22 protein-coding genes and 2 other annotated features are annotated in these 22,110 nt (G+C 41.2%); of the genes, 1 reads left to right on the forward strand and 21 read right to left on the reverse strand.

The window, feature by feature from the left end; genetic code table 11:
* Nucleotides 1–486: 486 nt before the first annotated feature.
* Together FZC76_RS08765 and FZC76_RS08770 are read right to left on the reverse strand one after the other, a co-directional pair.
* Entirely contained in the window at nt 487–1,572 is a 1,086-nt protein-coding gene (locus tag FZC76_RS08765) for a M42 family metallopeptidase (protein WP_148987845.1), read from the reverse strand.
* A gap of 72 nt (nt 1,573–1,644) precedes the next feature.
* The gene (locus tag FZC76_RS08770; RefSeq protein ID WP_148987846.1) at nt 1,645–2,136 is read right to left on the reverse strand and encodes a dUTP diphosphatase; all 492 of its coding nucleotides are present in this window, start codon (nt 2,134–2,136) and stop codon (nt 1,645–1,647) included.
* Nucleotides 2,137–2,251: 115 nt separating this feature from the next.
* Between FZC76_RS08770 and FZC76_RS08775 the strand changes: the two genes are divergently transcribed.
* On the forward strand, nt 2,252–2,644 hold the full coding sequence (locus FZC76_RS08775) for a sigma-w pathway protein ysdB (RefSeq protein ID WP_148987847.1): 393 nt from the start codon (nt 2,252–2,254) through the stop codon (nt 2,642–2,644).
* A 12-nt stretch (nt 2,645–2,656) separates the two neighbouring features.
* Here FZC76_RS08775 and FZC76_RS08780 read toward each other — a convergent pair whose 3' ends face one another.
* From FZC76_RS08780 to hflK, 19 genes are all read right to left on the reverse strand, one after another.
* Nucleotides 2,657–3,244, reverse strand: coding sequence for a TVP38/TMEM64 family protein (locus tag FZC76_RS08780; protein ID WP_148987848.1), 588 nt, complete (start codon nt 3,242–3,244; stop codon nt 2,657–2,659).
* Nucleotides 3,245–3,306: 62 nt separating this feature from the next.
* Nucleotides 3,307–3,573 carry a DUF1294 domain-containing protein gene (locus FZC76_RS08785; protein WP_148987849.1) on the reverse strand — a complete coding sequence of 89 codons (267 nt, stop codon included), beginning with the start codon at nt 3,571–3,573 and terminating at the stop codon, nt 3,307–3,309.
* Between the two features lie 115 nt (nt 3,574–3,688).
* Nucleotides 3,689–4,048 carry a 50S ribosomal protein L20 gene (rplT, locus tag FZC76_RS08790; protein WP_148987850.1) on the reverse strand — a complete coding sequence of 120 codons (360 nt, stop codon included), beginning with the start codon at nt 4,046–4,048 and terminating at the stop codon, nt 3,689–3,691.
* Between the two features lie 24 nt (nt 4,049–4,072).
* Nucleotides 4,073–4,273, reverse strand: a complete 201-nt coding sequence (rpmI, locus tag FZC76_RS08795; RefSeq protein WP_010195692.1) for a 50S ribosomal protein L35 — start codon at nt 4,271–4,273, stop codon at nt 4,073–4,075.
* 21 nt (nt 4,274–4,294) lie between these two features.
* A complete protein-coding gene (gene infC, locus FZC76_RS08800; RefSeq protein WP_148988033.1) occupies nt 4,295–4,813 on the reverse strand; it encodes a translation initiation factor IF-3 in 519 nt (172 codons plus the stop codon).
* Nucleotides 4,814–4,869: 56 nt separating this feature from the next.
* Nucleotides 4,870–5,008, reverse strand: a sequence feature (ribosomal protein L20 leader region).
* Between the two features lie 521 nt (nt 5,009–5,529).
* Complete coding sequence (gene thrS / locus FZC76_RS08805) at nt 5,530–7,461, reverse strand: threonine--tRNA ligase (protein ID WP_148987851.1); 1,932 nt, start codon at nt 7,459–7,461, stop codon at nt 5,530–5,532.
* Between the two features lie 219 nt (nt 7,462–7,680).
* Nucleotides 7,681–7,914, reverse strand: a binding site (T-box leader).
* A 69-nt stretch (nt 7,915–7,983) separates the two neighbouring features.
* Nucleotides 7,984–8,820: a sporulation protein YtxC gene (gene ytxC / locus FZC76_RS08810; protein WP_148987852.1), complete on the reverse strand. Its 837-nt coding sequence runs from the start codon at nt 8,818–8,820 to the stop codon at nt 7,984–7,986.
* 121 nt (nt 8,821–8,941) lie between these two features.
* Nucleotides 8,942–9,841: a diacylglycerol/lipid kinase family protein gene (locus tag FZC76_RS08815; RefSeq protein ID WP_148987853.1), complete on the reverse strand. Its 900-nt coding sequence runs from the start codon at nt 9,839–9,841 to the stop codon at nt 8,942–8,944.
* 128 nt (nt 9,842–9,969) lie between these two features.
* Nucleotides 9,970–11,424, reverse strand: coding sequence for a replication initiation and membrane attachment family protein (locus FZC76_RS08820; protein ID WP_148987854.1), 1,455 nt, complete (start codon nt 11,422–11,424; stop codon nt 9,970–9,972).
* 75 nt (nt 11,425–11,499) lie between these two features.
* Nucleotides 11,500–11,961: a transcriptional regulator NrdR gene (gene nrdR, locus FZC76_RS08825; protein WP_060664819.1), complete on the reverse strand. Its 462-nt coding sequence runs from the start codon at nt 11,959–11,961 to the stop codon at nt 11,500–11,502.
* Between the two features lie 24 nt (nt 11,962–11,985).
* Nucleotides 11,986–12,390 carry a cytosolic protein gene (locus FZC76_RS08830; protein ID WP_148987855.1) on the reverse strand — a complete coding sequence of 135 codons (405 nt, stop codon included), beginning with the start codon at nt 12,388–12,390 and terminating at the stop codon, nt 11,986–11,988.
* Nucleotides 12,391–12,504: 114 nt separating this feature from the next.
* Nucleotides 12,505–12,879 carry an adenosylmethionine decarboxylase gene (gene speD, locus FZC76_RS08835; protein WP_010195679.1) on the reverse strand — a complete coding sequence of 125 codons (375 nt, stop codon included), beginning with the start codon at nt 12,877–12,879 and terminating at the stop codon, nt 12,505–12,507.
* 488 nt (nt 12,880–13,367) lie between these two features.
* Nucleotides 13,368–14,399 (reverse strand): glyceraldehyde-3-phosphate dehydrogenase, encoded by a 1,032-nt coding sequence (locus FZC76_RS08840; protein WP_148987856.1) that lies wholly within the window; start codon nt 14,397–14,399, stop codon nt 13,368–13,370.
* A gap of 200 nt (nt 14,400–14,599) precedes the next feature.
* A complete protein-coding gene (gene coaE, locus FZC76_RS08845; RefSeq protein ID WP_148987857.1) occupies nt 14,600–15,199 on the reverse strand; it encodes a dephospho-CoA kinase in 600 nt (199 codons plus the stop codon).
* Nucleotides 15,200–15,255: 56 nt separating this feature from the next.
* Nucleotides 15,256–15,897: a sporulation membrane protein YtaF gene (gene ytaF, locus FZC76_RS08850; RefSeq protein WP_148987858.1), complete on the reverse strand. Its 642-nt coding sequence runs from the start codon at nt 15,895–15,897 to the stop codon at nt 15,256–15,258.
* A 230-nt stretch (nt 15,898–16,127) separates the two neighbouring features.
* Nucleotides 16,128–16,958 carry a DNA-formamidopyrimidine glycosylase gene (mutM, locus tag FZC76_RS08855; protein WP_148987859.1) on the reverse strand — a complete coding sequence of 277 codons (831 nt, stop codon included), beginning with the start codon at nt 16,956–16,958 and terminating at the stop codon, nt 16,128–16,130.
* Between the two features lie 15 nt (nt 16,959–16,973).
* On the reverse strand, nt 16,974–19,607 hold the full coding sequence (polA, locus tag FZC76_RS08860; protein WP_148987860.1) for a DNA polymerase I: 2,634 nt from the start codon (nt 19,605–19,607) through the stop codon (nt 16,974–16,976).
* A 287-nt stretch (nt 19,608–19,894) separates the two neighbouring features.
* Complete coding sequence (gene hflC / locus FZC76_RS08865) at nt 19,895–20,827, reverse strand: protease modulator HflC (RefSeq protein ID WP_148987861.1); 933 nt, start codon at nt 20,825–20,827, stop codon at nt 19,895–19,897.
* Nucleotides 20,820–21,785: an FtsH protease activity modulator HflK gene (gene hflK / locus FZC76_RS08870; protein WP_392396827.1), complete on the reverse strand. Its 966-nt coding sequence runs from the start codon at nt 21,783–21,785 to the stop codon at nt 20,820–20,822. The genes hflC and hflK overlap by 8 nt, the downstream gene beginning before the upstream one ends.
* Nucleotides 21,786–22,110: the final 325 nt, after the last annotated feature.

Genomic DNA, 22,110 nt, shown 5'->3' on the forward strand with positions numbered 1-22,110 from the left:
ATTGGATTGAGGCAGCTCCTTTGTGGGGGGCTGTTTTTTTTGTGTACTTAATAATGAGCATATTAAGACCTCTCTCCTCGCATTTCCACCTAATAGAGGTCCTCATACCATTCATGAAGACCTCTCTACTTGTATTTACACCTGACATAGGTCCTCATACCATCCCATGAAGACCTCTCTCCTTACATTTCCATCTGACAGAGGTCCTCATACCATCTATGAAGACCTCTCTCCTTACATTTTCACCTAATAGAGGTCTTCATACCCTTCATGAAGACCTCTCTCCTTACATTTTCACCTGACAGAGGTCCTCATACCATCTATGAAGACCTCTATCCTTACATTTCCACCTGACAGAGGTCTTCATACCCTCCATGAAGACCTCTCTACTTGAACTTCCACGTGACAAAGGTCTTCATTAACCATGCCTGTTGTTTAATAAAAAAACCGCCCACAAAAGTGAGCGGCGAGCCTTCCAAAAATCTATCAATCAAACGTCAATCTGCTTACAGTGTCCGTATCTAACTTCTTAATAACCTCTGCAATTAACTTCACCGCATTCTCATAATCATCGCGGTGCAACATTGCTGCGTGAGAGTGGATGTAGCGTGTTGCAATCGTGATAGAAAGTGCAGGTACACCTTGAGCTGTCAGGTGGATGGCACCGGAATCTGTTCCGCCTCCTGCAACAGAGTCGAACTGATATGGAATTTCCATTTCATCAGCTACTCCTGTAACGAAGTCGCGTAAACCTTTGTGGGAGACCATGGATGCATCATAAAGGATGATTTGTGGGCCTTTCCCCATTTTGCTTAGTGCTTCTTTTTCGGTAACGCCTGGAGTATCTCCTGCGATCCCTACGTCCACACCGAATCCGATGTCAGGTTGGATTAAGTTTGCGGAAGTTTTCGCACCACGAAGGCCAACTTCCTCTTGTACTGTACCTACTCCGTACACAACGTTTGGATGGTCGGCGTCTTTTAACTGCTTCATCACGTCAATCGCGATGGCACAGCCGATGCGGTTATCCCAAGCTTTTGCAAGTAGCATTTTTTCGTTATTCATGACTGTGAATTCGAAGTAAGGAACAACTTGGTCGCCAGGTCGAACTCCCCATTCTTGTGCTTCTTCACGGCTGGATGCACCGATGTCGATGAACATGTCCTTAATGTCTACCGGCTTTTTGCGAGCTTCAGGAGGCAGGATGTGTGGTGGTTTAGAACCGATCACACCTGTTACGTCGCCTTTAGAAGTTACTATTGTAACGCGCTGTGCTAGCATAACTTGTGACCACCAGCCGCCAACTGTTTGGAAGCGAAGGAATCCGCGGTCATCGATATGTGTAATCATGAAGCCCACTTCGTCCAAGTGACCGGCTACCATCACTTTCGGTCCGTCTGCTTTCCCAACTTTTTTAGCGATTAAGCTTCCCAGTCCGTCTGTGAATACTTCATCAGCGAATGGCGTTATGTATTTTTTCATTACGTCACGTGGTTCTTTTTCGTTGCCGGGAATACCCTTGGCATCTGTTAGATCTTTCAACATTGTTAATGTTTCATCTAGCTTTGTCATGTATTTCGACCCCCTTAATAATTATCAATCCAACAATTATTATACAGAAAACTCTTACTAATGTAAAAAGGATTAGTAACCTTGCTGTTGCCTTTCATGATTGATCTGATTTTTTTCCAAGTAGGCCTGCTCTACTTCCTCCCATACAAACCCTAGCATTTCGCCCAATTGAATATAGGAATCCAGTAATAGATAGTAATTTTCCTCAGAAAGATCGTCTTTAAAAATAGAGACTAACTGAAAAACTCTATTGAATTGTTCTGTTAGCGAGGCTGCCTCTTCCGCAAGCCCTCTAGAAGCTTCTGGACCTTTATATCCAAAGGTCAATCCAAGAGATAAGATAAAATGCAAACCGTCCACATACTCTTCCAGTATTACTCCGCGTTCTGCAGGAGGCTTCACACTCCAGAATTTAAAGCAACGAGTTTCATTGGCCAATTCACCAAGCTCTACAAGCAAAGCCAATATTTTCTCATCAACCAAATCTTCTTTTTTTAACCCATGTTGTGTTTCAATTTTGTCATCAAGTTCTCTTTGCATGTCGTATAAACGTTGTAAATTCAAAAAAATCGCCTTCCTTTTAAAAAAATTTTATAAAAAAATGAAACCTTATGATACCTACACCCGTATATAAGGTATTTTATAATACAAACTGTATTTTTGCGAAGGAGTAGCAAATATGTTTATGATTCTCATTCGTCTTGCTTTACTTGCACTTTTTGCTTTTATTATTTATTCCATTTTTAAGTATCTCTTGAATCCGAAAAGGAAGCTCGAGATTGCGCATGAAAAGAAGAACTTCTACCTTCTTGACCAAAAAAGCAATGTACGGAAGAATTTTCTTCTGACCTATAAAGGGGTCATGTTTGAAGGGGAAAAATATTTGGGGACTACAGATAGAGCGTTTGAAGTCATCTCCATTTTTATCTGGCCTAAGAATCCTGAAAAGCTGCAAGGGTTAAGGAAGCATGACTTTGAATTTATCCAAAAAGAGGTTCGAAAGCAATACCCAGATGCTTTGATTGATTGGAAAAGTCCAATTAAAGAGTTCTTAAAAGAGGAAAGAGGATAACGCTATTACGCGCTATCCTCTTTTATATTGCTTTTCTTTATGAAAGAATTGTTCCCACTTCATGACGACAACTTTTTGTCTCATTACAAGCATTAGGAATAGAAGGCCTATAAGTACTACAACCATGGCAGTTGGGGAAAATTCCGTGATAAATTGGCCAAAGACGGTATAGATAATTGCGAGAGGAATATTGGTCAGGAGAGAAGCTTTTGCATAGCTGGAAAAGCTTTTTGTTGTTTCAATCAAGCAGAGAGAAAGTAAGTGGAAGTGTATGAATGGAACAAGACGCATGACAGTAATCTGTCCAACCGAAAAGTTTGCTCTGTTGCCAAACAGTCGTTCTTTCATTTTTAAAATCTTCCCAAATATGCCGGGAAACTGTTGATATAAAAAGTAGAAAAATAAACTAGATAACGTTAAGCCTGCGACAGAGTAAATGCTGCCGATTACTCCACCAAACAGGGCTCCTCCGGCAATGCAGATGATGACCACCGGAATGAATAAAACTTGTCTTAATATATGAAAAAGAATAAAACCAAGAGAAGCCAGCCACCAGTGACTTTCAATCACGACAAATAGTACGTTCATTTTTTCGTCCATTTTGGCTTGCCTCCTAGTTTTTAATAAAGCTTATTCAACTATCAATAAATTATGTTAACTTATCAGGCTATCAGAATATACCCCCAAAACCCGATATGTATAAACGTTATGAATGGTAGACCTATCCGGAATAACAGGCGCTTTGTTTTATGACGGAAGGTTTGCATTCCCATCCAGGTACCAAGTGCACCCCCAAGCAACGCAATTCCCCATAGGTGTAATTCTGGCACTCTCCAGCGATGCTCGATGGCCCTTTGTTTATCCACTTTCATAATAATAAAACCTACAATGTTGATAAAGATATAATAACCGACGAGTACTTCCATCATATCCTCCGATGTTCGAATGTGTGCACACATTTTGTTGACTGACTTCTCAGTCTCAACAATATTCTATCAAAACACAAAAGAGGCTACCAAATGTTAGCCTCTTTTGTTTAGGTAATTATTTATTTAAGCTGTTTTTCGCAGCAGTTGCCAATTCAGCAAATGCTTTTTCGTCGCTAATTGCTAGCTCAGCTAACATTTTGCGGTTTACTTCGATACCAGCTACTTTCAAACCGTGCATTAGACGGCTGTAAGAAAGACCGTTCATGCGAGCCGCTGCGTTGATACGAGCGATCCAAAGCTTACGGAAGTCGCGTTTTTTCTGGCGACGATCGCGATAAGCGTACATTAGGGATTTCATTACTTGTTGGTTAGCTACTTTATATAAAGTGTGTTTAGAACCGTAATAACCTTTGGCTAATTTAATGACTTTTTTACGACGTTGGCGTGTTACTGTACCGCCTTTAACTCTTGGCATTATGAATACCTCCTATAAAAAATATTATCTTAAGTTGTCTAACATGTGACGGATGCGTTTGAAATCACCTTTGCTGACCATAGCTGATTTACGCAATTTACGCTTTTGCTTTTGAGACTTGTTAGCGAATAAGTGACTTGTGTATGCGTGAGAACGCTTTAAGCTACCAGATCCAGTTTTCTTGAATCTTTTCGCTGATCCGCGATGAGTTTTCATTTTAGGCATTGGAGTTCCTCCTCATATGAATTACTTTTCGTTTTTAGGTGCCAAAATTAAGAACATGCTACGTCCATCCATTTTAGGATGAGACTCAACTGTTGATACTTCTGCACATGCAGCAGAGAAACGATCTAGCACACGCTGACCGATTTCTTTATGTGTAATTGCACGTCCTTTGAATCGGATCGATGCTTTTACTTTGTCTCCTTTTTCAAGGAATTTAATTGCATTGCGAAGCTTCGTGTTGAAGTCATGCTCATCAATTGTAGGGCTTAAACGAACTTCCTTTAAGCTGATTACTTTTTGGTTTTTACGCGCTTCTTTGTCTTTCTTCTGTTGCTCGAAACGGAACTTTCCGTAGTCCATAATTCGGCATACAGGAGGTTTCGCATTAGGCGCAACCATTACTAAGTCAAGGTTAGCACGTGCTGCTATTTCTAGAGCTTCGACTTTTGACTTAATTCCTAGCTGGTCTCCATTTTGACCGATTAGACGTACTTCACGGGCACGAATGCCATCGTTTACCATCATGTCCTTGCTAATAATTAGCCACCTCCAAGGTTTATTCCGAACACCGTTTGACGAACAATTTACTCTTTTGTACAAACAAAAAAGTGTGGATGTACACATACACCCACACTTTACGATTACATAAGTAAAAGATAGAATCTTTCTCGTAAAACCTGCCAACTGCATCAGATGCGTCAATCAGGTGAGAAGCGGGTGCTTCTTCTTGTCCTCAAACAAGTATTCAATTTGACCTTGTATAATATATCATTAATGATGATTGATTGTCAAGAATTCGTATCAAATGAAACAACGTTTTAAATGATATCAGATAAATTGCGATTGTGCAATAGTTTTTTTATTCGAGTGTAAACTCCCTGCCTCCTTTCGTTCCGGGTGGTCGCTTTCCGCGGGACGGTGCTTGAGCCTCCTCACTTCGTTGCGGGGTCTCAACCAACCGTTTTCCCCCTGGAGTCGACCACCCTGCACTTCAGTCGGCAGGGGGAATTTGTAAATACATTCAGGCTTAGCTTACTGTCGAAAACTACCCATTTATTGTCCATTCGGAGGGAAATACTGTCCGAAATGTAAAAATACGATCCAAAGTAGGACATTTACTGTCCAAACCACCTGAAATACATGCAAAACGACAAATTTAGTTGATTTTCGACACGCCAAACGTAGCCAGTAATCACTCGAAAAAAAGGGAATGCCCTGGCATCCTCAGAGCCAAGGCATTCCCCCTTCAAAAAAGCTTATCTCTTTGCTTCTTTCACCAAGTTATCCACAAATTTCTCTAGTGAGATTGTCTCGGATTTTTGTTCGCCGTATTTGCGGACATTTACTGCGCGTTCTTGTATTTCATTGTCTCCTAGCACTAGCATGTATGGAATCTTTTGCATTTGTGCTTCACGGATTTTGTAGCCGATCTTTTCGTTTCTTTCGTCCATTTCCACGCGAATTCCTTTTGATTTTAGAAGGTCTTGCACTTCTTTTGCATAGTCGAAATGCGCGTCAGGTGATACAGGGATCACTTGCACTTGTACTGGCGCCAACCAAGTTGGGAATGCACCTTTGTATTCTTCAATCAGGAATGCTACAAAGCGTTCCATTGTGGATACAACACCACGGTGGATAACAACCGGGCGGTGCTGCTTGCCGTCTTCCCCAACATAAGTGAGGTCGAATTTCTCTGGTAATAAGAAGTCAAGTTGAACTGTGGATAGTGTCTCTTCTTTTCCAAGAGCAGTACGTACTTGAACGTCTAATTTAGGACCGTAGAATGCTGCTTCGTCGATTGCTTCAAAATAATCAAGACCAAGCTCATCCATCGCTTCCTTCAACATGCCTTGGGCTTTTTCCCACATTGCATCGTCATCAAAATATTTCTCTTTATTTTCAGGATCACGGTAGGAGAGACGGAAAGAATAGTCATCCAGGCCGAAGTCTTTATATACTTCAAGAACTAGGTTCACAACACGCTTCAGTTCATCTTTGATTTGATCAGGACGAACAAAGATGTGGGCATCATTCAGAGTCATTCCACGTACACGCTGTAGTCCTGCAAGCGCACCGGACATTTCATAACGGTGCATTGTGCCAAGTTCGGCAATACGTACAGGAAGCTGACGGTAACTGTGGATGCTGTTTTTGTACACCATCATATGGTGCGGACAGTTCATCGGACGAAGAACAAGTTGCTCGTTATCCATTTCCATTGGAGGGAACATGCCGTCTTGATAGTGGTCCCAGTGCCCGGAAGTCTTGTATAGCTCTACGCTACCCATTACAGGAGTGTACACGTGGTCATAACCAAGTTCCACTTCTTTATCGACGATATAGCGTTCGATTACGCGGCGGATTGTTGCACCCTTTGGTAACCATAGCGGCAATCCTTGCCCAACCTTTTGGGAGTTAAAGAAAAGGTCAAGCTCTTTTCCAATTTTACGGTGATCACGTTCTTTTGCCTCTTCCAACAGGCGAAGATGCTCATCAAGATCTGCTTTTTTGAAGAAGGCAGTTCCGTAAATACGTTGAAGCATTTTGTTTTTGCTGTCGCCTCGCCAGTATGCACCTGCAATGCTTAACAACTTGAACTCTTTAATTTTCCCAGTGGATGGTACATGTATTCCACGGCAAAGGTCAAAGAACTCGCCTTGTTCGTAGATAGAGATAGTCTCTCCTTCTGGCAGTTCGCGGATCAATTCAAGCTTCAGCTCATCATTCAGCTCTTCGTAGCGGCGCAATGCTTCTTCTCTGCTCACTTCCACACGAACAACATCCAAGTTTTCGCTGACGATCTTCTTCATTTCTTTTTCGATTTTTTGAAGGTCTTCTGGAGTTAAAGATTCTTCCATGTCGATATCATAGTAGAACCCGTTCTCGATTACAGGACCGATTCCCAGTTTTACGTTGCCGTATAGGCGTTTGATCGCTTGTGCCATCAAGTGGGCAGTACTGTGTCGCATGATTCCAAGCGCTTCGTCGGAGTCTTGCATGATGATGCTGATTTCTCCGTCTATTTCGATTGGGGAACGCAGGTCGATGAGTTCTCCGTTTAGTTTTCCAGCGATTGCTTTCTTTTTCAGACCCGGACTGATGGATGCAGCGATATCTTCTGTTGTCGTACCACGTTCAAACTCCTTTACCGCTCCGTCTGGAAATGTGATCTTCATTAATTCCGACATCTCTGTCACCTCTTCTTTAGAATTTTTTAGGTTCTGTTATACACCGCTGTTGATTTCCGCAAATGGCTTCGCTTTCCTAGGGGCGCTGCTGGAGCCTCCTCGGCTTCGCCTGCGGGGTCTCCACCTAGCGCTATCTCCCTTAGGAGTCTTCGCCTTTTGCTCCAATCAACAGCTAGAGATTAACTGAACCAAAATAAAAAAACCCGCCCCTTATATAATATAAGGGACGAGTTTAATATCCGTGTTTCCACCCAAGTTCCCATCTTTTAAAGATACTAAAAGACGGCTTCATTATTTCATAACGAGGGATTTCCCCGTCAACAGCTACTGCGATGTTCACCGTTGAAGTTCAGAGGTGGTTAGGGTTTTAATCGTGATAGGAAGCTTACAGCCGGTGACTTCCCTCTCTAAAATCCGTTTTTAAAACACTCATGTCCTCATCGATACTTTTTGAGCTATGAAGTTAAAATTGATTATGTAGGTTATTATATTCTCCTGTTAGAGGAAAATCAAGTGGTCACTTTAATCAATTTTACTTTTATTTTGCCCAAAATAGTGAAAAGGTAAAACAACGGCACGCTCTTCAAATATATTTCGGATTGTCTCCACAAGCTGATGCTCTGTATTATCCGTGTAGAGAAACAGTTTTTTAGGCGCAATAGAAACCAGTGGAGCAAGTACGACCGAGTCTATATAATACGAATAATTGTTAAAATGAGTGCGGTTCATAAATTTGATGAGCTGATTTTTTGGAATATGCGAGAAAGACTTATCATAAAAATCGAATTGATATTGATAAACAAGGTGCAATTCGTCAAGCTTTGAATCTGTGGTCGTCAGTAATTCCCGTAGTTGATGGACAAACGATTGATACTCCTGTTCCAGCTTATACTCATCAATTGCCGCTTCCACAAATACTTGCAATCCTTCAAAGTATTCTTTCAACCGGAATGTAATAAAGGAGTCAAATGAAAACGATATGGGCTTTTGAAAAAAGGACTGCATGACAGATTCCAACTGGGCATCACGTTGCTCTAGAGCCGGGAGATTCGGTATATCAGACCGTTCTCCGAGCAGAATGGATTGCAGAATACAGAGAATCTGTTCCTGTTCTTCTTCTTCTTTATAGTAAAACGTATTTGCCAATACCGACAATATCCATTCTTTTTCTTTAGTACGGTGAATGTAATACTTCAGCACCGGGACAATGGTATTTCTGTAAAAATGAACATCCTTTGATTCCACGACGATTTTTTCTTTATGTAAAGAAAGGATAGAATCACTCTCAGGATTTTTCTCTAGTATATTCATATATATAGCAGTTGCGTCCGATTCATTTCGAAAGGAAATCTCAAACAAGTTTGTCCCCCCTTTGGTACACCTAATTCAATGTATATGGGATGGAGGTTGGAAAAATGAATAAATATAAAAAAATATGCGCCATCCCCCCTAAAGAAAGGACTAGCGCATCTCATAAATCTTACGAAAATGGAAAATCACCTACGAGAACTTCCAAATGATTAGGAAGAATGGAGACAGTAGAAGGTGTATGGTAGGTTTTTTCACCGTCTGTATCGATTTCTTGATTGGGAGTTGCCTGTATTCTCAATTCTTTTGCACGGAAGTAGACAAGATCGTCGTTGCCTTCTGCTGGGAACTCTTTTTGAAGTCTGGTCTGCATCCATGTCCAAAGTTGGGCAATGGAGGTTTGCTTTATGATCAACACATCCAGTTCACCGTCCTGTACGCTTGAAGAAGGGAAAAACGATTGAATACCGCCCAGAAAAGAACCATTTCCGATCAGCAGCATGACAGCATCCCCTTTATAGGATTTTGTTTCACTTTCTATTGTAAGCTGAAACGGTTCCTCCTCCATTACCGTTTGTCCAGCACTGATGTAATAAGATAGTTTCCCGAGAAGCTGTTTGGTCCCGCTGTCAATGTTGCCTGAAACCTTGGAAACTAAACCGATTCCCCAGAAGTTCAAGAAATACTGATTGTCACTTTTGCCGACGTCCACTTTTTCTGTACGCTTTTCTAGAATTTGCTCCACTGCTTTTAACGGGTGTTGCGTGATTCCAAGCGTTCGAGAAAAATCATTACAGGTTCCTCCTGGTATGATAGCAAATACCGGCCTTTTTTTAAGAGGAGCCAATGCGTTTATTAATTCGAAGATGGTTCCGTCCCCGCCAGCCCCAATAATAAGGTCTACGTGCCCTGCCAGCTCCTCAACGAGTTTGGCACCGTCACCTTCTTTTTCGGTCGGATGGATGGTGACTTCCTCAAATGTGTTCGATAACATCTCTTCTATCTGTTCGATGGAATTAATTAATTTCTTGTTCCCGGCATTTGGATTAACGATCACCGCTACTCTCTTCAAAGGTTATTTCCCCTTTTCTTTAGTCTTATAATAGACGATACCCTTTTTTTGTAGTATTAACATCTTTTCAACATATAGCATCCAAAAAAGAAGGCCGCATCCCCTAAAAGGTACATGCAGCCTCTTTTTTATGGATCCAACCTTATTTTTTTCTCTTTCATTTTCGCTAAACGTTCCATCAGCTTCTGCTTTTCGTCTTCTTCTACTTCCTTAAACTTATCAGACTGACTACTTGTAGCATCCGACTCCGTCGCCGCTCCATCCGAACTGACAAAACGATTGCGCACCACTTTCCCTGCTTGGGCTTTAGAGGTGCTACCTCCACCAGTACCCTTAGAAGCTGGCTTTGTGTCCGCCCAATTCTGGTACTGACGGTGCTCTTCTTTTGCAAGTTCCATAGCTTCACTGACGGTTTTCACCTGTTTACGTGCCCAGTGACTTGCAATCTTTTCGACGTATTTCCGGTTAAGCTTCATATCTGTTTTCAACAACACATAATAAAGCAACACATTTACGACTCCTGGTGTCAGTTGTTGTTTGAACAGGACGTCTTCAACAATACGAAGGTCAGAGGCAGAAGGTTCCGATCCACCAGAGAGATCCGTTAGCATTTGCTTTGGAGAGACATTCTCCAACTGTTGAATGAGTTGTTCATCCTTTGTGGCAGGCTTTTTGTCCGTAAACTGTCTTAAGTTCAGAGGCTGTGTTTTTTCCACAAGTCCCGGCAATGTATCTTGGTATTCCAGCTGATACCAATCCCTTGCCGCCTTGCGGAGTTTTTCCAGATCTACTTTTTCGTCTACATCAATCACATTCATCATTAGGTTTCGCATGGATATTGGATCAATGGTATAGATGAAAGATAGTTTGACAATCGCTTCCTTCACTTTAGCGGTGATCGATTTTTTTGGAATGACCACTTCTGACAGTCCTGCAAAAAACAGATCAAAGTCAAAGGTTTCTTGGGCTACCTTTGGCTCGCTTCCTTTTTTACGGTCCATCCACTCTTCACCTTCAGCCAACGGCAGTTCTTCCATCATTTCCTCGTTCGCTGCATAGGCCATATTTTCCGACTGAACGGAATGGAAGACATCACTGAAACTTCGTGTCACTTCCTGGTAATCATCTACAGGAAGTACCTTGTCGGAAAAGTATTTCTTTACACTTGCGTATTTATTTTTCCCTAGTCGATTATATAAGTAGATAGTTAGCATTGGTTCTGAAAAGAATGCTTCCGGGGAAAGTGGAGGTTGAAGTTCATAAATGAAAGTGCGAAGCTGATCATCTTCCTTGACCCACGTCTTTAATAGGCCGATGCCTTCAAGTTTTATTCTTTCCTGATGGATATCTTTTAAATTGCATTGCATCGTTGTCATAATTCCATGATGCGTTGTCTCTCCGCCCCATAAGCGATCTTGGTCCAGTTCACTCCAAAGGGTCATGTACAAACTGAATCCCCTGAAACCAAGCAACGGCTGATAAAGCATGGTAAGAATTTTTCGGTCAAACTGCTGGAGCACTCCATTTGAACGGACAATATACCGGTCTACAGGGACCAGCTCTTTCCAATGGCGATCAGACATGATACATCCAAACCTTTCTTTTAAAAAAATAATCGAAAAAGAGAGGCATATGTTTCCTCTCTCACTTAGGGTTGCTTATTTTCGTTCCTTATCAATGATTTCCTTTAATTCATCCAAGAAGACATTGATATCCTTAAATTGACGGTATACAGAAGCAAAACGTACATATGCTACTTCATCTATTTTTGACAATCTTTCCATTACCATTTCACCGACCATATCGCTTTTCACTTCTGATATGCCGATATTTCTTAATTCTTTTTCTACTTCCATCACAATGTCTTCGAGTTGCTTTAGGGCAACTGGTCTTTTTTCGCATGCTCGTATTAAGCCTCTCAGCACTTTTTCCCTGCTGAATTCTTCTCGTATTCCTTCTTTTTTCACAACGATAAGCGGCATTTCCTCCACTTTTTCAAATGTTGTAAAACGGTAGGAACATGACTCGCATTCTCTTCTTCTTCTAATGGATTTTCCCTCTTCTACAGGGCGTGAATCTAACACCTTCGTCCCATTATGGTGACAGGCAGGACATTTCATGATGGTTTCCACTCCGTTTCCAATCTACTTTTTCTCCGAATTCAGCCCGGATCCAATATAGATCATCGATTTATCAATCCGTTCATACATCTGTTTGATCAGCTGACGACTGTATCCAAAATCGAAAGGTAGCTTGGTTTCTGTTGTAACGGAAAAATCAACTGCCGTTTCAAAAGGTCGGACAGATATAACTGTGACAATGACAAATGCTTTTCTGCCTTTGTTCACTTGCAATGCCATTTCCCCGTGCTCTTCAGAGACAGACTTTACCGTTACCCCTTCCATCTTGTTAAACAATTCTTGTAAAGCCTTCATTGCGTTCTTATTGGTAGTTTTATAATACCGGCTACGAAGGGATTCTTCTGTATGATTTTCCCGTGTTTCCGAGTGATTGGTCAATATACCTTTCAGCTTTTGTATCGCTCCCACTTTAGCCTGACAACCCCTTAAATTGTGTTTTTTATGTATGATATATTTTTGAGTATAATAAAAAGAGGTGCATGCTATACACCTCTCTTTATTTTAATGCATTTAGTTATAATTTTAAAGAGCTTTTGCTTTGTTTACTTGAACAGGACCCATTCCACGTGGAAGTTCGATTGTTTCACGCGTCTGAGCATTTAAAGCAGTTGCAATATAGTCAGCTGAAATATTAGGATCTAATTCTCCGCATGTATAAACATCGATACTTGCATATCCGTGCTCTGGGAAGCTATGAATCGTTAAGTGGGATTCGGAAATAATAACTACTCCGCTTACCCCTTGAGGAGCAAATTTATGAAAAGCTACCTCTCTTACTTCTGCACCTGATTTTAATGCAGCATCGACAAAAGTTTTTTCGATGTAATCCATATCATTCAATTTGTCAAAATCGCAACCCCATAATTCTGAAATAACGTGACGACCTACTGTTTCCATCTCACGTTCCCCCTTTTCATTTTTTAAAATACATGAATTCCTCAAAGGTGAAGAGTGATTGATGTATTACTACCACGGGGGAAAGTTAGTCCAGAGAGGTCCTAACCCTTTAAGTAGCCACATAATCGTTTCAAGAAGTTCACGAAAAATAGTATAATGCTTTTATTTTAGATTTGCAACAGGCATTTGAGACTTTTTTTCTTGTAATCTATGAATTTATTAGAAAAACCTAGTTGCTTGGTTATGCACCGCTGTTGATTTCCGCAAATGGCTTCGCTTTCCTAGAGGTACTGCTGGAGCCTCCTCGGCTACGCCTGAGAGGCTCCACCTAGCGCTATCTCCCTTAGGAGTCTTCGCCTTTTGCTCCAATCAATAGCTAGAAATTACTAGAAAAAATAATTCTATTTTCCGACACATGCAAAAAAGCGGTTAACACAAAATGTTAACCGCTTACATTTATTTTAGTATAATATTGTTTCAGGCAAAAATTAACCTGCCATTACTTCTTTAGCTTCTACCATTTTTTCAGCCACGAACTGAACAAGATCTACCACTCGGCAAGAGTAACCCCACTCATTATCGTACCAAGCCAATACTTTTACCTTTGTATCGCCCATCACCATCGTGGATAAACCGTCGATGATTGCAGAATGCGGATTAGTGTTGAAGTCCACAGATACAAGCGGCTCCATTGTAACCCCTAATATACCATCCATAGAACCGATGGAAGCACTCTGGAACGCATCATTCACGTCTTCTACCGTAACCGGTTTCTTTAAGTCTACCACTAAGTCCACAAGCGATACGTTGGGTGTCGGAACACGTAACGCCATTCCGTGAAGTTTACCCTTTAAGTGTGGAAGAACTAGAGATAATGCTTTTGCCGCACCTGTAGAAGTTGGGATGATGGACTGACCGCAAGCTCTTGCTCTGCGAAGATCTTTATGCGGGTTGTCAATATTTTTTTGGTCGTTTGTGTAAGCATGAACGGTTGTCATTAGTCCGTTTTCAATTCCAAATTGTTGATCTAACACTTTTACAACTGGAGCTAGGCAGTTTGTCGTACAAGAAGCGTTAGAGATGACAAAATGCTCATTCATATCTAGTACTTCTTCATTTACACCCATGACAATCGTTACATCTTCGTTTTTGCCAGGAGCTGTCAGTACGACCCGCTTAGCACCTGCTTGAAGATGAAGTGCCGCTTTCTCGCGAGAATTAAATTTCCCTGTTGCCTCGATAACGATATCTATATTCATTTCTTTCCAAGGAAGCTCTTCTGGGTTACGGTTGCTTACTAATTGAATGCGCTTACCATTTACGATTAAGGCATTGTCTTCAGCGTATACATCCGCATCGAAACGTCCATGGTTTGTGTCGTATTTAATAAGGTGAGCTAGCGTTTCCGCTGGATAGCTCGCATTGATTGCAACGATATTTAAGCCTTCTTCTTGGATGGCGCGTCTGAATACCATTCTCCCTATTCGTCCAAACCCGTTAATTGCAACCTTTGCCTTCATGAAAATTCCCCATTTCTGTATATATGTTATACTTATTAATCTGTTATCCTGCAATTAGTATAACATAATTAAATTCTATATGTCATGTGAAAAATAAAAAAAGGGCATATCCCTATTTTTGGATATGTCCTTAGTACTATTAACCTATTAGTTTTTGCATTTACAGTTGATATCCGTTTAGGCACTACGATCAACCGGGGTTACTGGATATGCCATTGTTCTAGTATTTGGTTTAATTGTTTTTTTGTTTTGGTGATGGTTCCGTTGTTGTCAATGACGGCGTGGGAGAGTTTTACTTTTTCAGAAAGGGGCATTTGTGATTGAATTCTGTCTGTTGCTTCCTTTTCGGATAAGTCGTTTCTCTCCATTAAACGTTTCAGTTGTGTTTTTTCCGTAACATAGACGAGTAGTGTTTTATCTACAAGATGGGTCAGCTTGCTTTCGAAAAGTAAGGGAATATCCATGACTACCACATCATGTCCCTTTTCTATGTAGTTTTTTGTCTTTTCTTTCATGCTTGTCCTGATACTTGGGTGCATGATGTTGTTCAGACTTTGCCGCTTTGTTTCATCTTGAAAAATAATGCTACCGAGCTTTGGTCTGTTCAACGTTTTGTCATCATTAAGTATGTCCGTTCCAAACTCACTTACTAGTTTCTTATATGTATCTGTACCAATTTCTACGACTTCCCGAGCCACCACGTCAGCATCCACAATTGGTATGTTTTTTTCCCTCAGCATATTGGCTACTGTGCTTTTACCACTCGCAATTCCGCCAGTAAGTCCTATAATTAACGGCATGTCCACTCCTCCTTTTTAAAAGAGAGGCTGCGCTAAACAACCTCTGGTGTTTCTTTTTACATTTTAATAATCCCGATAACGATAAGTAATACGCCCGGTAAAAAGGAGAACTTATTAATCCACGAAACGGTGGAAAACACCCTTCCCAATTTTATACCGGTGATGACAAATAACGAACTCATCACGGCTACTGAAACTGCCATAACCCCGGGAGAGTAACCAAGCAAAGCTGCACCGATTCCCGCACCAAAAGCATCAAGGGAAAGAGCAATACCTAGAAAAAAAGCCTCTAATCCAGTGATGGATCCGGAACGGTCAAAATCAGCTTCCGTTGGCTTTCTCAAAATGTTGATGACCACACCTAGTGATTTGATTTCAAGATTGAACAGTATACGTTCGTCTGCAAAAGAAGTACTATCTTCGGCTGTACTGGCACGGAAAAACTGGTAGAGAACCCACATTCCTAAAAGAATGAGAATACTTCCACCAACTGTCTCTGCAAAAGCAGGGGAGAGAAATTTCATAAGTATGGTGCCTACTAACATGGCAAGCAGAAGCGAGACGGCCGAACAACACGCAATGATAGTGATTGATTTAAGCGGCATATGCATTTTTCTTAGGCCATATGTCAAGCCAACACTGAAGCTATCCAGACTAACGGCAAAGGCTAGTAGGATAAGTGAGATGTATGGAATCATTAAGAGCTCCTCCCTAACTATCACTACGATAGTATATGGCAGGAGCCCATTCGATGTGTTCTAAATATTTTTTAGCTCTGACTCCCTTTTGCCTTTCGCTCCGGGTGTTCGCTTTCCGCGGGGCGTGTGCTTGAGCCTCCTCGCTGCGCTCCGGGGTCTCAACCTACCGCTACCTCCCGCCGGAGTCTCACACCCTGCTCTTCAGGCAAAAGGGTAGATTAAGTGGACTCTTATGGCTTTGGCTGGCATTTGGGGCAGGTGTGGGTTCCTCTGCCGGCTACGACTGTTTTTTCAATTTCTTGGCCGCATTTTCTGCAAGGTTCTCCTTTTCGGCCGTAGACGAAAAGCTCGAGTTGGAACATACCGATTTGACCTTGGGAGTTTACATAGGAGCGGATGGTGCTTCCACCTTTGTCGACAGCTTCCTGAAGAGTCAGGACTATTTCGCGTTGCAGCTCTATAAGCTCCTCCTCGTTCAAACTGCTTGCCGTTCTTTCTGGATGGATTCCCGCTCTAAATAATGCCTCATCCACATAAATATTCCCTAAGCCCACCACAACTGTTTGGTCTAATAAAACAGCCTTGATGTTTCGGTTTGTTTTAGCAAGTCTTTCTTTAAGGAGATCAAGGTTGAACTCATCCTCAAAAGGTTCTGGTCCTAAACTGGCAAGCGATTTAGCTGCAAGTTCCTCGCCTTTTTTATAAAGATGAAGCGTGCCGAACTTCCGAACGTCCTGGTAGCGAAGTTCGGTGCCGTCTTCAAAATAGAAGAACACGTGGGTATGTTTATTAGCCGGCTCTTCTTTTTGATAAAGGCCATATTTTCCTTCCATTCGCAAATGAGAGACCATGCAATAATCGTTAAGGTAAAAGAGGAGAAACTTTCCTCTTCTGCCGATTTCCACAATCTCTTGGCCAATCAGCATTCCCTCAAAAAGAGCAGCATCATCTGGCTCTTTTATCATTTTAGGCCATAAGACTTTCACGTGTTTGATTTTTTTTCCTTGTACAAGTTCAACCAGTGTTTTTCTGACCGTTTCAACCTCAGGTAGTTCTGGCATGGTAACACATCCTCATTATTTCGCGTCGTACCATGTAGAGCCGTATGAATAATCCACCTTAAGCGGCACCTTCAATTCCACTGCTTGCTCCATTACTTCTGGTACAATCTTCTTTAATTTTTCTATTTCATCTTTAGGGGCCTCAAATACAAGTTCATCGTGTACTTGTAAGAGGACTTTCGATTTCATATTTTCTTCTTCTAGTTTGTTTGCCATGTCAATCATTGCTCTTTTTATGATATCAGCGGCACTACCTTGAATCGGTGTGTTCATCGCTGTTCTTTCAGCAAAACTTCTCAAGTTAAAGTTGCTGCTTGTTATCTCTGGGAGGTAACGGCGGCGATGCAGAAGAGTTGTAACGTATCCCTTATCCTTTGCATCAAGGACGCTATCTTCCATGTATTCTTTCACTCCAGGGAAGCTTTCCAAGTATCGATCGATAAATGTTTTCGCATCTTTTCTTGTAATACCCAAACTCTGTGAAAGACCATAGTCACTAATTCCATAGACAATTCCAAAGTTTACGGCTTTGGCCTGACGGCGCATATTGGAAGTGACTTCATCTTCTGATACATGGAATACATCCATTGCCGTTTTTGTATGAATGTCCGCATCTTCTTTAAATGCTTCAATCAGTTTTTCGTCATTTGCAATATGAGCAAGAACCCTTAGTTCGATTTGGGAATAGTCGGCAGCAAAGATAACCCAATCTTCATGGGATGGAATAAATGCCTCTCTTATCTTTCTACCTTCCTCTAGACGAACAGGAATATTCTGCAGGTTTGGATCAATCGAACTCAAACGACCAGTCTGTGTTAACGCCTGATTAAAGCGTGTGTGTATTTTATGCGAATCCTCATGGATCACTTTTAATAACCCTTCAATGTATGTTGATTTCAGTTTACCTAATTGACGATAGTGTAAGATTTGCTGAATAACCTCATGCTTTTCTGCTAATTTTTCCAACACGTCAGCAGAAGTCGAGTACCCTGTTTTTGTCTTCTTTACAGGCGGTAATCCAAGCTTTTCAAAAAGAATGACACCAAGCTGCTTTGGAGAGTTAATATTGAACTTTTCGCCTGCCAGGTCAAAAATTTTCTCTTCAATTTTCTCTAGCTTCTCGCCAAGTTCTGTTCCCATTTCTTCTAATCGTGCTTTATCTACTTTAATACCGAGCGCTTCCATTTCTGCCAGTACCAATGTCAATGGCATTTCCAGTTCCTCAAATAATTCCAACTGCTCATTGTCCTTTAATTCGTGAATGAAGGACTCTTTCATTTCCTGCATGGCGAAAGTCTTTCTCACCAGATGGTCTGCCACCTTCTGTTGATCCGGTATAGCACGCTTGGCACCTTTTCCGTAAACAGCTTCATCTGTTTCAATCTGATAATAGCCTTTTTTACGGGCAATTTCGGCAAGGTCAGTGGATGTCTCCGACGGATTCACGATATAAGATGCAATGATAAAGTCAAAGTCAATTCCGTTCAGTTCAATCCCTTTCCACTTTAGTGCTACGATTGCTCTTTTTGCATCAAAAACAGTCTTTTTTCTTTTATGATCTGAAGCAAATGCTGCGAACTCTTCTGACTGCAAAGCCACATCTGTAGGGATAAAATAGTTCCCAGTCTCATTCACAAGTGCGATTCCTTGAATGTCTGCACGGTGATAATTTTCATCTAACACTTCTACCATAAAGAAGTTTTCTTTGGCAAAGTGCTCCTCTTTTACTTCATCCAGTATTTCAAAGGAAATATCCTCTAAATCCTCTGATATCGTTTCTCCATCTTCTCCAAGCTTGTCTAAAAGGGAGTTAAAACTAAGTTCTTTGAAGATATCTACGACTTTCTTTTTATCAAAACCTTCATAAACAAGTTCTTCTACCGTAATTTCTACCGGCGCTTCGGTCATGATAGTTGCGAGTTGCTTGCTCATGATTGCCTGCTCTTTATTATCTTCTAGCTTTTCTTTCAACTTCTTCCCACTTACCTGGTCAATGGACTCAAGAAGTGTTTCAATGGTACCAAATTCCTTTAACAGTTTAATGGCTGTTTTTTCACCAACTCCAGGTACACCTGGGATATTATCCGACGAATCTCCCATAAGGCCTTTCATGTCGATGATCTGATCCACATTCAGTCCGTATTTTTCTTCAATGAATGAAGGTGTGTAAGAATCTACATCTGTAATACCTTTTTTTGTGATATCCACCGTGATTTTTTCTGTGGCTAGCTGTGTTAAATCTTTGTCTCCTGATATGATTTTCACTTCATAATCATCTTTGGCAGCTTGTTGAGCCAATGTCCCGATAATATCATCGGCCTCATATTCAGGCAGTTCGTATCTTTTTATGTTGTATGCGTCCAGTAGCTCTCTAAGGAAGGAGAATTGTTCGGACAGTTCAGGTGGAGTTTTTTGACGTCCCCCTTTGTATTCTCCGAACGTTTTATGGCGGAATGTTGTTTTGCCTGCATCGAATGCCACAAGCATATGGGTAGGTTTTTCTTCTTCTAAAATGCGCATCAACATCATGGTAAATCCATAAATAGCATTGGTATGTATTCCTTTTTCATTGCTTAATAGCGGAAGTGCAAAGAAAGCACGATAGGCGATGGAGTTTCCATCAATCAATACTAGTTTGTTTGTTGCCATAGTCATAACTCCTCCTTTGTTTCTTAATCATATTTCTTATGTAAAATCCCAACTATAAAAAGCCACAATTCTTCTTCTATTCTATCATGGATAAGAACAGAAACAAAAATTGTGGCTTTGTTGTTGAAGTGGAGAATCTAGCTTATGAGCTTGGCCGTTCCTTTCCGCTGCAGGCACTCGCTTTCCGCGGAGGGTTGCTTGAGCCTCCCTCACAACGCTTCTGAGGTCTCAACCATCCGCTACTTCCCCGCAGGAGTCGAGTGCCTTCCATAAAAATTTTACTCTTTTTATTCCATTCCGCCCATTAGGAGTTTGGCGTATGGGGAATCCGAAGGAAGGACGATGACAGTTTCTCCATCAATGGTCTTTTTATAGGATTCGAGTGTGCGGTAAAGCTCATAGAATTCAGCATCTTTAGAGAATGCGTCATTGTAAACTTTAGCTGCTTCTCCTTCTCCCTGACCACGGATTGTATCTGCATCGGCTTCCGCTTTCGCTAGTATTTCTTTCACTGCACGGTCTGTATCTGCCATGATTCTGTTTTTATCGGCATCTCCACGAGAAAGGTATTCTTGAGCAGTTGATTGACGCTCTGAAATCATTCGTGTGAACACGGCAGCTTCATTTTCAGGTGGCAGGTCCGTTCTTCTCATGCGCACATCGGTCACGACAATTCCGTAATTATCTCTTGCCAAAAGTTCATTTACTCTATCCGTTACTCTGTCATTCAAGCTTCCTCTTGATGACTTCTCATCATTGATAATATCATCATAATTTAATTGCCCAAGTTCTGTTCTGACAACAGAGAATACAAACTCGGACATCTTGGTTTCTGCATTCACAAGACTCGCTAGGTTACTGATCATTAATTCTGGATCTTCCACTCGCCATACCACATAATTATCAATTAGCATCCGCTTTTTATCGCGAGTGTTTATTTCAGCACCGGCTTCATCATAAAGCATTTGATATTTTGGAACAGTCGTTACGGATTGAATAAATGGAGTTTTGAAATTCAAACCAGGCTCTTCCACAATCTTCACTACTTCTCCAAACTGTCTAACAACCTTATATTCACCTTCTTTTACGACAAAAACATTCGCAAGGATTACACCAAGAACGATAAGTACTACCGCTCCAAATATTCCTCCGCGGATGATGGTTTTCCATTGTAAGTCAGGTTTTTTCTTTTCTAAATTGATGATGTTTTGATCACTCATTGTTCCCACTTCCTTCCGAGTTCGCTGGTGGTTTTGGAGCTGGATTTTCGGTTCGGAGCGGGAAATATTTCATCGTATTGCCATCATCATTCATAATGTAGATCTCGGCATACGGTAATACTTCTTCCATCGTCTCTAAAATAAGACGCTTTTTCGTTAATTCCGGAGCGTTCACATATTCGTTATACAAGGAATTGAATTTAGCTACGTCTCCACGAGCACGCTCAATTCTTGCAGCCTTTTCCCCTTCCGCTTTGGAAATGATGGCATCTTTCTCCCCTTCTGCTTCATTTAGACGTTGGTTTTGATATCTTTTCGCTTCATTGTTCTTCGTGTTTTCCATTTCCCGTGCATCTGTTACATCTGTAAAAGCTTTACGAACCTCATCATTGGGTAATTCCACATCCTGAAGATTGACAGATGTAATGGAAATACCAATATCATAGGTCTCCATCAGGGAAGTAAGTAAGTCATAGACCTCCACTTCAATTTGTGCTTTTCCTGAAGTTAATGCTTCATCTATCTTAGTGCTACCGATAATACTTCGTAGTGAAGCGGATGTAGCATTATAAAGAACAGCCTGAGGATCATCACTATTAAATAAGTATTTTCCTGGATCGGTTATCTTCCACATGACAACCATATCGGCCAATACGATATTTTCATCACCTGTTATCATTTTTGTATCATTCGTGTATTCAACTATCTCTCCATCTTTTTCTTGATAGCCGAACTGTAAACTGAAGGTCTCCTTGGACATTGTTTCAACTGTTTGTATTGGCCAAGGCATCTTAAAATGAAGTCCTGGTTCACTGATTCCTTCTTCTACTTTTCCAAATGTCATAATCACAGCTTGTTCTGATTGATCTACTGTGTACCATGACGTTAAAGCAACTGACCCTATGACAGCAGCAAGTATTACAAGAAAAATGGTCGTGTAAATACGCTTTAAACTCATCAAAGTTGTCTTCTCCCCTTTTTTTGTTCTCCATAACTAATACGTATGAAGGTGGGGAAGGTTTCAGTATTTATATGGGTTTTTAGTTTCTTGGTAATGCTCCGCTATTGATTGAAGGTCTTCCGTATCCGAGAAGAAGACCTCTCTACTCCTTTTTTCTCGTCACTGAGGTCTTCATCCCGTCTATGAGGACCTCTCTACTCCTTTTTTCTCGGCACTGAGGTCTTCATCTCGTCTATGAGGACCTCTCTACTCCTTTTTTCTCGGCACTGAGGTCTTCATCTCGTCTATGAGGACCTCTCTACTCCTTTTTTCTCGTCACTGA

Origin of the sequence: Sutcliffiella horikoshii (assembly GCF_008180725.1) — a bacterium.
GTDB lineage: Bacteria > Bacillota > Bacilli > Bacillales > Bacillaceae_I > Sutcliffiella_A > Sutcliffiella_A horikoshii_B.